6 protein-coding genes and 1 pseudogene are annotated in these 6,271 nt (G+C 65.2%); 4 read left to right on the top strand and 3 right to left on the bottom strand.

Annotated features, from left to right (window positions below; translation table 11 throughout):
- Window positions 1-51 precede the first annotated feature (51 nt).
- The 3 genes from EV691_RS17540 to EV691_RS17555 all read left to right on the top strand — a co-directional run bounded on the left by EV691_RS17540 (window position 52) and on the right by EV691_RS17555 (window position 3,352).
- On the top strand, window positions 52-1,119 hold the full coding sequence (locus EV691_RS17540; RefSeq protein ID WP_131298666.1) for an RNA-guided endonuclease InsQ/TnpB family protein: 1,068 nt from the start codon (window positions 52-54) through the stop codon (window positions 1,117-1,119).
- Between the two features lie 107 nt (window positions 1,120-1,226).
- Window positions 1,227-1,976 carry a Mut7-C RNAse domain-containing protein gene (locus EV691_RS17545; protein WP_131298695.1) on the top strand — a complete coding sequence of 250 codons (750 nt, stop codon included), beginning with the start codon at window positions 1,227-1,229 and terminating at the stop codon, window positions 1,974-1,976.
- A gap of 353 nt (window positions 1,977-2,329) precedes the next feature.
- The gene (locus EV691_RS17555; RefSeq protein ID WP_131298694.1) at window positions 2,330-3,352 is read left to right on the top strand and encodes a patatin-like phospholipase family protein; all 1,023 of its coding nucleotides are present in this window, start codon (window positions 2,330-2,332) and stop codon (window positions 3,350-3,352) included.
- Here EV691_RS17555 and EV691_RS17560 read toward each other — a convergent pair.
- The 3 genes from EV691_RS17560 to EV691_RS23415 all read right to left on the bottom strand — a co-directional run bounded on the left by EV691_RS17560 (window position 3,269) and on the right by EV691_RS23415 (window position 5,167).
- Complete coding sequence (locus EV691_RS17560; protein ID WP_131298665.1) at window positions 3,269-4,192, bottom strand: substrate-binding periplasmic protein; 924 nt, start codon at window positions 4,190-4,192, stop codon at window positions 3,269-3,271. The genes EV691_RS17555 and EV691_RS17560 overlap by 84 nt on opposite strands.
- A gap of 533 nt (window positions 4,193-4,725) precedes the next feature.
- On the bottom strand, window positions 4,726-4,863 hold the full coding sequence (locus tag EV691_RS23410; RefSeq protein WP_165496554.1) for a hypothetical protein: 138 nt from the start codon (window positions 4,861-4,863) through the stop codon (window positions 4,726-4,728).
- Between the two features lie 151 nt (window positions 4,864-5,014).
- Window positions 5,015-5,167 (bottom strand): hypothetical protein, encoded by a 153-nt coding sequence (locus EV691_RS23415; protein ID WP_165494348.1) that lies wholly within the window; start codon window positions 5,165-5,167, stop codon window positions 5,015-5,017.
- Between the two features lie 404 nt (window positions 5,168-5,571).
- Between EV691_RS23415 and EV691_RS17565 the strand changes: the two are divergent.
- Window positions 5,572-6,180 (top strand): annotated as a pseudogene (locus tag EV691_RS17565) (zinc-dependent alcohol dehydrogenase family protein); the annotation flags it as partial.
- Between the last annotated feature and the right edge of the window lie 91 nt (window positions 6,181-6,271).

Consider the following 6,271-nt stretch of genomic DNA (forward strand, 5'->3'; position numbering starts at 1 on the left):
GCGCTCCCTCCGTGGCTTGCCCTCCAAGCATGTCTTGTATATATAAACAGTATGAAGCAGACCAAGACCCTGAAGGTTCGTGTTCGAGACAAGCACGCGCCGCTGCTGCGCCAGATGGCCCGCAGCGTGAACTTCATCTGGAACTATCTGAACGAACTCAGCTGCCGAGCCCTTCGAGAGCGCGGTCTGTTTCTGTCTGCCTACGACATGGACCGCTACACCCAGGGCTCCGGCAAAGCGCTGGGGCTCCATTCCCAGACGCTGCAAGAGGTGTCGCGGGAGTACGCCACGCGCCGCAAGCAGTTCCGGAAGGCTCGCCTCAACTGGCGCAAGTCAGGGGGTGTCCGTTGCTCGCTGGGCTGGATTCCCTTCAAGTCGGGCGCCGTTCAATGGAAGAGCGGGCAGGTCTGTCACAACGGCCACTGCTTCAAGGTCTGGGACAGCTACGGCCTGGGCCAATACCGTTTTCGCTCGGGCAGCTTCAGCGAGGATGCGCGGGGCCGCTGGTACTGCAATGTCGTCGTCGAGGTCGATGTTCGCCCGTCGCTCGGGCAGGGGGCGGTCGGCATCGACCTGGGGCTCAAGGACGTGGCCACCTGCAGCGATGGCACGAAACTGGAGAATGGCCGCTTCTACCGCGATCTGGAGGCGAAGCTGGCAATTGCCCAGCGCGCCGGCAAGAAGGCCCGTACCCGAGCGATCCACGCCAGGATCGCCAACCGCCGCCAGGACGCCTTGCACCAATTCAGCCGGCAACTGGTGAACCGCTACGGCGAAATCCACGTGGGGGATGTATCGCCCACGAAACTTGTGAAGACCCCAATGGCCAAGTCGGTGCTCGATGCCGGCTGGGGCCAGTTGAAGACGCTGCTGGAATACAAGTGCGCTCACGCAGGCATCGTCTTCAGGGTGGTCGACGAGCGCTACACCTCCCAAGCCTGTTCGAATTGTGGCTGTCTGCCCGATTCGAGGCCGAAAGGTATCGCAGGACTTGGAGTAAGGGAGTGGACTTGCAGTGAGTGTGGTGTCACTCACGACCGCGATGTGAACGCGGCCAGGAACATTCTCGCGGCCGGGCATGGCCGTCCAGTAGTGGGAATCCCCTTCCTTTCCGCCTAGGGCGGCGAGCGTTAGCGAGAGGGAGGGGAGGATGCCAACTCTTGGCAATCCTGTCTGCTTGCCAGCGGATCTGCGCCCATCGCCGCCCCGGCTGCCATACTGTCGGCATGGTCAGCGCCACTTTCCGCTTCTACGAGGAGCTCAACGATTTCCTGCCGTCCGAGCGGCGGCGGCAGGCGTTCACCTGCGGCTGTGCGCGGGCGGCGACGGTCAAGCACATGATCGAGGCGCTCGGCGTGCCACACACCGAGGTGGAGCTGGTGCTGGTCAACGGCGAGTCGGTGGACTTCACCCGGCAGCTGCGCGACGGCGACCGGGTGGCGGTCTACCCCCGCTTCGAGGCGCTGGACATCACCCCGCTGCTCAAGGTGCGCCCCCATCCGCTGCGGGAGCTGCGCTTCATCGCCGACGCCCACCTCGGCGGGCTGGCCAACCTGCTGCGCATGTGCGGCTTCGACACCCTCTACGACAACCATTACGAGGACAGCCAGATCGCCACCCTCGCCGCCGAGCAGCGGCGCATCGTGCTGAGCCGCGACCGCGAACTGCTCAAGCGGCGCATCGTCGACCACGGCTGCTACGTGCACGCCCTGAAGCCGGCCCTGCAGCTGCGCGAGCTGTTCGAGCGGCTGGACCTCGCGCGCAGCGCACGGCCGTTCAGCCTGTGCCTGCACTGCAACCTGCTCCTGCACGAGATCGCCGCGGAACAGGCCAGGCCGCGTTTGCCGCCGCGGATCGCCGCCCTCTACTCGCGCTTTTTCGCCTGCGATGCCTGCCAGCGTCTTTACTGGGAGGGTTCACACTGGCGCAGCATGCGCGTGCTGCTGGCCCCCCTGCTGGACGCCCCGCCGGCTTAGGGTCTGTTGGCGTTTTGGCGTAGGCTGCGACGGCGGCCCGTTTGGCGCAGAACAAGGAACGAGGAGAGAAGTTTGGTCATTCCAAATGAACGACGAGTGACGCCGTGCTGCGCCAAACGGGCCCCGTCCCTTCGGGTTGCGCGTCAAATGCCGCCATGCGGCGTTGCGGGTCTTGGCAAGGGAGTGACCATTGCCGGCGCCCCGCGCCTTGCCTGGCGGCATTTGACGCGGCAACGCGGCTCACGCCAAAGCGTCAACAGACTCTAAGGTACGCTGTTGGTCTGCTGCCGGGTGAAAGAAGCGGATTTTGCCTGTCTGAAGCGGATACCTTTTTTCAAGCGCAGGGAGGCACCATGTTCTTTCGTTCGCGCAACAACCGCCCATCCGTGGGCCTCGCCCTGCAGGGCGGCGGCGCCCACGGCGCCTTCACCTGGGGCGTCCTGGACGCGCTGCTGGAGGACGGCAGACTCGACTTCGCGGGCGTCAGCGGCACCAGCGCCGGGGCGATGAACGCGACCGTGCTGGCCCACGGCCTGCTGCAGGGCGGGCGCGACGGCGCGCGCGAGGCGCTGGCCAGCTTCTGGCAGGCGGTGGCCGGCAGCGCGCCCCTGCTCAACGCCGGCGCCAACATCCGCAGCGGCTATCCAGCGACCAGCCTGAAGATGATGCTTTACTGGACCCAGGTGCTATCGCCGCGCCAGCTCAATCCGCTGAACGTCAATCCACTGCGCGACATCCTCGTCTCGCTGGTCGATTTCGAGCGCCTGCGCGCGGCCTGCCCGGTCGAGCTGTTCATCGCCGCGACCAATGCCAACACCGGCCGCCTGCGGCTGTTCCGCAGCCATGAGCTGAGCGAGGACTGCGTACTGGCCTCGGCCTGCCTGCCGACCTACCACCATACCGTGGAGATCGACGGCGAGCCGTACTGGGACGGCGCCTTCTCGGCGAATCCGGCGGTGTTTCCGCTGGTCTACGAGTGCAGCGCGAGCGACATCCTGCTCGTCCTGCTCACGCCCATGGCCCACGGCCGGACGCCGCAGAGCGTCGAGGAGATCCGCCGCCGCGCGCAGGAGCTGGCGTTCAAGTCCACCTTCCTGCGCGAGATGCACAGCCTCGCCCAGGCCCGCGAACACGCCGCCCGCACGCTGCTGCCCCTGGGCCGCCTGGAGCGGCGCCTGAACCAGACCCACCTGCACATGATCGCCGACGACGCGCTGATGGGCCGGCTCGCCGCGGAATCGAAGATGACCACCAGCCAGCCCTTTCTGGAAATGCTCCGCGACCAGGGCCGCCTACAGGCCATCGCCTGGCTGGAAAGCCATTACCGAGCAGTGGGACGGCGTTCCTCGGTGGACATCGCCGCCGTGTTCCTCTGAGTGGCCATGGTGCGGGCACGCCGCGTGCGGCACGGCGCTTTCCTTGCGGACGGCCCGCTTGCGCGCGGAGGCGGACAGCTCCAGCTGGTAGCGCTGGAAGATGGCGCCGATGGTGCCGTCGGCGATCAGCTCGTCCAGGCCCCGCTCGAAGGCCTCGAACTTTTCCGGCGAAACCCGCTCCCGGGAGAAGGCGATGGCGTAGCCCACCTCCTTGAACAGGCCGACCTCGCGGACGTTGCGCAGCTGGTGCTGCTCGATCAGGCGGCGGGCGATGCTGGGATTCATGACCACCATGCCATTGCCGAAACGCCCCGCATCGAGCTTGCGCATCAGCCGCAGGTTGTCGCTCTCCAGGTAGACATGGGCCGAGGGAACCCCCTGGATATGCTGGCGTACCACATTGGCCGTGCCGGAGGGCCCCAGCGTGTAGAGGTCGCGGCGTTCCCCGGGCTGCGGGCGCCAGCCCTGCGCAGAATTGGAGCGATGGGCATAGAGGTTGAGGCTGGAGTCGATCAGCACCGGACCGAAGCGTAAATCGATCGCCCGCTCGTGGGTGGGAATGACGGCGAAGACGGCATCGGTCTGCCCCTGCTCGAGCATCGCCAGGGAACGGCGCCAGGGCACCAGACCGATCGGGCAGTCGAAGTGGATGCGGGCACAGACCGCCTGCACCGTCTCGACGAAGGGACCGCGGGCGACCGGCGGCTTCGCCCCGCTGTCGGCCTCCTTGCTGGAAAAGTCGAAAGACAGGAATTCACCGGTCACGAAGCGCAGCTCCGTGGCTTTGGCCGGCCAGGACAGCAGCAGCGTCCAGACCATCAGGAATACACGTATCGACATCGACTGACTACCCAACCACGGGCCGAAGACGGGGGAGTCTACTTTTTCTGCGCGCAAAAAAAGAGGCGAGGATGACCTCGCCTACTCTTTCCAATCCCTTTCCCTTTTTTCCTGGCTCATCGTCCTGATGGTTCGCCATCCTGCGAAGTCCCTAGCCGTCCTCCGTGGCAGCCTGCGTCAGTCCGTCGACACGGGGGAGATATTAACGCGCAGCCCGGGCTGGACAAGAGAGCGAAGTGCCGCCCCTGCATCGCAGGCCGAGCCAGGAACACGGTTGAAAATTATTATTTTTCAATAATTTGCAAATTAGATAGCATTTTGCCTTCATGCTTGGCAACCACCCGACCTACAAGCCCTGTAGGCAATGGCTTACACAGCGCAACGCAATCGAAGCGTTTTTCAGCAGGGGAATGGGCGATGGACACCTGAAGCGGAGCCGTCCGGCAAACGGGCATCCCGCTGGTCCTGCATGAAAAAGACCACTGGTCGGAAAGTTGCGCGTCGGTCGCTACAGGGCATGAAGCAGGGTATCGTCAACCCGACATCCGGCGCGACTCGGGCTTTGCCTTGACCTCGACCGTGTGCGGTCGCGTCAGACGCTCCACATAGAGACCGGCCGCGAACAGCGCACAACCTGCCAGCGCGAGAAGAAAGATGTTGTCGATCGACATAGGATCGCCCTCCGTGGCGATGTGATGGAACAGCTCTGGCGAACAGCCGCAAGGCTGCAGGCCAGCCCGGGTGGAGCCGGGCTTTCATATAGCGTCCCGCGGCGCAGTCAGGCCATCCGGCCATGGTCGAACAGGTGACCGGGACGGGACCTCAGAAGAGCAGTCCCAGAAAAGCCGCGCCGTACGCCAGAACCATCCCCACCTCGAGACAGCGGGTGAAAACCGCCTCCCAACGGCTGCGTTTATCCGTCTCTTTCTCTTCCCTGGTCTCAAGGCAGGAATCGCCCTCGTTGACATGCTGCATGCGCAAAAGGCCCTCGTTCTTCTTTCAGCTTCCCAGCCAGCGGCCTGCCGAGCTGCAAAGGCCTCTCCAGCCCTTCTTGCGAAGCACTGGACAAAAGAGGAACGACCATCGGCCTGCCCTACCCCACAGACAAGTAAGGTGAGGCATCGCGCAACGGTCAAGGTCGGCACGCAAAAACAACCCGCGCCGCGGGTTCGCGCCCACCTACCCGACTGGATGGGTCCTGCACAAGGGTTTGTTGGCGTTATTGGCGCAGGCCGCGACGGAGGCCCGCGCCTTGCCTGGCGGCTTTGACGCGGCAACGTGGCTCACGCCAAAACGTCAACAGGCCCTAGACTGCTCTCCGACAACACGGCCCCATCGTGAGCGCTATAGCGTCCCCCCCCCAGCCTGAGAGGAAAGACATGAGCATCCGCACCCTCCGTGTACAGCCCGGCGGCGGCTTCGAGCGCGTCGTCCTGGAAACCAGCGAGCCGCTCGAGCCGCAGGCCGGCGAGATCGTCGTGCGCGTCCGCGCCAGTTCGCTCAACTATCACGACTACCTGGTGGTCAGCGGCGCCTGGGGTCCGGTCGAGCCGCGCATCCCCCTCTCGGACGGCGCCGGTGAAGTCCTCGCCGTGGGCAGCGGTGTCGACGAATTCAAGCCGGGCGACCGGGTGGTCAGCACCTTCTTCCCTACCTGGCTGGACGGCGAGCCCGAGGTCGAGGGCTTCGCCACGGTGCCGGGCGACGGCATCGACGGCTTCGCCCGCGAGCAGGTGACCATGCCGGCGAGCGCCTTCACCCATGCGCCGCGCGGCTGGAGCCACGCCGAGGCGGCGACCCTGACCACCGCCGGGCTGACCGCCTGGCGCGCGCTGATGGCCGACGGCAACCTCAAGCCCGGCGAAACCGTGCTGGTGCAGGGCAGCGGCGGGGTTTCGGTGTTCGCCCTGCAGTTCGCCAAGCTGGCCGGGGCGACGGTCATCGCCACCTCCTCCAGCGACGACAAGCTCGCCCGCCTCGAGGCCCTAGTGTTATGACACAGCTAAATCTGCGTCATGCATAATGTCGGCATGGAACATTACAGAATCATCCTCAGTCCTCAAGAAAGAGCGCGGTTGC

Source organism: Azotobacter chroococcum (assembly GCF_004339665.1).
In the GTDB taxonomy this organism is placed as follows: domain Bacteria; phylum Pseudomonadota; class Gammaproteobacteria; order Pseudomonadales; family Pseudomonadaceae; genus Azotobacter; species Azotobacter chroococcum.

What these genes read in the sequence shown, in the direction of transcription:
- EV691_RS23415 (WP_165494348.1), bottom strand. Translation starts at nt 5,167, where the DNA reads ATGCAGCATGTCAACGAGGGCGATTCCTGCCTTGAGACCAGGGAAGAG.
- EV691_RS17560 (WP_131298665.1), bottom strand. Translation starts at nt 4,192, where the DNA reads ATGTCGATACGTGTATTCCTGATGGTCTGGACGCTGCTGCTGTCCTGG.
- EV691_RS17545 (WP_131298695.1), top strand. Translation starts at nt 1,227, where the DNA reads ATGGTCAGCGCCACTTTCCGCTTCTACGAGGAGCTCAACGATTTCCTG.
- EV691_RS17540 (WP_131298666.1), top strand. Translation starts at nt 52, where the DNA reads ATGAAGCAGACCAAGACCCTGAAGGTTCGTGTTCGAGACAAGCACGCG.
- EV691_RS23410 (WP_165496554.1), bottom strand. Translation starts at nt 4,863, where the DNA reads ATGTCGATCGACAACATCTTTCTTCTCGCGCTGGCAGGTTGTGCGCTG.
- EV691_RS17555 (WP_131298694.1), top strand. Translation starts at nt 2,330, where the DNA reads ATGTTCTTTCGTTCGCGCAACAACCGCCCATCCGTGGGCCTCGCCCTG.